The following is a 2,117-nucleotide window of genomic DNA, read 5'->3' as shown; positions in this document are numbered from 1 at the left end:
TTATTGAAAGGCGCGGACGCTCCGCTGCCTCTCGATATAATCCTCGGAAGTCATGCCGCCGGTGAAATCACGGTCGATGATATCATCGACCTGTGGCAGTTCAGACCGGGAGCGAAGGAAGCGCACTTCGTTGGCCTCGACTTGAGATAGCCTACCCAAGCTTTTGAAGTGAAGCATTCCGGTTACCTGAACGCGCCGATTGTGAAAAACCTCCGCGATCTGGTGACGTTCGACTTCAATAAGCGCCTTCCCGGAGACGATGCATTTTATGATGTCGCCGGTCACCCGATGCCGGATATACAGCAGCTTCCGGCCAAAACCATCCCGCTCGACACCTTGGAAATATCCCTCGACGGAGCCGAATTCCCGGTAAGGCTTGGAAACCGGCTTGAGGACGCGATCCGTGTTCGCCGCTGCCCCTCGCGCGGTTATCGGCGTTATCAAGATCGGCGGCAATCCTTCGCCGAAATCGACCTCCGTCAGGTTGAGGCCGTTCGTAACACGATCAAAGATCCCACGGGCCTTGGTCAGCACTTTGTCCGTGAAATACTTAGGCCGCTCGGCTGTGGTTTGCAGGAGTTGGAAGCCTTTTGCGGTGCAACTCATCACCAACTCGGCCCGCCGGTCGATGTTCACCGCATAGTTCCTCGGAAATGCCTGACACTCCAGCGCAAGCGGACTGTTCCGGCTGGCATCGACGATCCGCCAATCAATGGCAAGCGCCCCGTCCTCGGCCACCGCTTCCTCGACGCCATGGAGGATTTCCAGGTAATCCCGGACCTGATCAAGCAGGTCTTCCACAGACGGCGCATCGGTGCCAGCGCCGCTCCCGCTTATCCTGATCTTGAACATCCTGCCCATGGCACCCTCACCGGAAACTCGCATCAGGCGATAGCCATGTGCGAGTTGCTATGCATCAGTTTCTTGCTATCAGAACCATTCAATGCTGCGATGATGCATCCACCGTGGAGAATCTTACGCCCGTTATAGCGGAAGTCAAATTCCACAGGGTAGCAATGTCGATGCTTCTTGACGCAGCGGCGGAGGCATCTGCGTGCCTACGTCGTCGGCTTTGAACCATGGCGGCCTTGGCAACTCCCGTCGGATCGGCTGAGGTTACATGTAACCTAAGCCAGGGGGCAGCCATGTCGAGCGGCGTAAGTTCATCACGCGACAAGGTCCGCGCGCACCGGGAGAGGCTGCGTGCGCAGGGATTGCGGCCGATTCAGATATGGGTGCCCGATGTGCGAACTTCCGCTTTCAAGGCTGAGGCGCACAGGCAATCAGCAGCGGTAGCGCGCAGCCCGCATGCCCGAGAGGATCAGGCATTCATCGACGCCGTATCCGACTTGGGAGACGAGGATTGAAGCGCGGAGAGATCTGGACCGTCTCAGGCGGAAAAGACCATGCGGGGAAGCCGCGCCCTGCTGTGATAATCCAGGATGACCGTTTCGACGGCACGGACTCCGTCACTATCTGCGGCTTCACCAGAGACTCGACCGATGCGCCCCTGTTCCGCCTGCCGGTGGAGCCAATTGTGACCAACGGCTTATCGGTCACCAGCCGAATCATGGTCGATAAGGTCACCACGGTACCCAGGTCGAAGATCGGCAGCCCGGTTGGCCGGCTGGGAGCCGAAGACATGGTGCGACTTAACCGCGCAATTCTGGTATTTCTCGGCATCGCAGAGCTTTCTACGGCGGTGGAAGATCGCTGACGAATGCGATGTGCTGAAAGGAACGGTTGTCATGTCCAGTTCCCGCAATACTGCTAAAGGCTGCAAATACATAGTCAGATGCCATTTTTTTCAATCTGACTCCCTCTTCCCGCTCTATAACCATCGTCTCTTGACAGTTTTAGCGCAAGATCACACTCAGGAGCGGCATTTTGTAGCAGAATATGATCTTTTAAGATCCATTCTATCATGTTATGCCTACAAAGAGGCAAACCGAGTTACCCAGAGTGATCTTTGTCGGGAGCATGAGAGCAACGATGGCAAAAAACTTGCGTCTCACTAAGTTCATTAATGTTGATTTGAATGATCCGTTCTTCGATAGCTTAAAAAATCAATATAAAGAATTTCCAAAATGGTTTGTGAAGAAAGCTAATGAGCCCGT

General features: G+C 55.1%; 3 protein-coding genes. 2 read left to right on the top strand and 1 reads right to left on the bottom strand.

Annotated features, from left to right (window positions below; all coding sequences use genetic code 11):
• Entirely contained in the window at window positions 1-861 is an 861-nt protein-coding gene (locus tag AC5JJ6_RS11160; protein WP_496042100.1) for a hypothetical protein, read from the bottom strand.
• A gap of 218 nt (window positions 862-1,079) precedes the next feature.
• Here AC5JJ6_RS11160 and AC5JJ6_RS11155 point away from each other — a divergent pair, with 218 nt between their 5' ends.
• Together AC5JJ6_RS11155 and AC5JJ6_RS11150 are read left to right on the top strand one after the other, a co-directional pair.
• Window positions 1,080-1,367, top strand: coding sequence for an antitoxin MazE family protein (locus AC5JJ6_RS11155; RefSeq protein WP_496042099.1), 288 nt, complete (start codon window positions 1,080-1,082; stop codon window positions 1,365-1,367).
• A complete protein-coding gene (locus tag AC5JJ6_RS11150; RefSeq protein ID WP_496042098.1) occupies window positions 1,364-1,717 on the top strand; it encodes a type II toxin-antitoxin system PemK/MazF family toxin in 354 nt (117 codons plus the stop codon). Before AC5JJ6_RS11155 ends, AC5JJ6_RS11150 begins: the two co-directional genes overlap by 4 nt.
• Window positions 1,718-2,117: the final 400 nt, after the last annotated feature.

This window comes from Skermanella sp. (assembly GCF_059503625.1).
This window is presented reverse-complemented; position numbering and strand designations above follow the sequence as displayed.